This is a genomic window from Phytoactinopolyspora endophytica, assembly GCF_004138495.1.
Taxonomy (GTDB): Bacteria; Actinomycetota; Actinomycetes; order Jiangellales; family Jiangellaceae; genus Phytoactinopolyspora; species Phytoactinopolyspora endophytica.
Genome location: NZ_ML142877.1, coordinates 49,122 through 49,328, shown reverse-complemented (window position 1 = coordinate 49,328; position 207 = coordinate 49,122). Strand labels below are relative to the sequence as shown.

Genomic DNA, 207 nt, shown 5'->3' with positions numbered 1-207 from the left:
CATCTGTCGACCCTCAGTGGCGCCCTGCTGGCGACCTCGGCGGCCGCGCGTGGCCTGTTCGCAGGCGAACCATGGTCAGTAGACGTATCGGGGGACTTCCCTTCGCCGCTGAGCGGTGAGCTGGTGCGCAAGGCCGACCTGGTCGTCGGATGGGGGGCTTCGCTGAACACCTGGGCCCTGCGCAACGGCGAGCTGATCTCACCCGAA

The 207-nt window shown here is 68.1% G+C and carries 1 pseudogene; it reads left to right on the top strand.

Going from position 1 to position 207, the window contains the following annotated elements:
* Positions 1-207, top strand: a pseudogene (locus tag ELR45_RS36175) (thiamine pyrophosphate-binding protein); the annotation flags it as partial.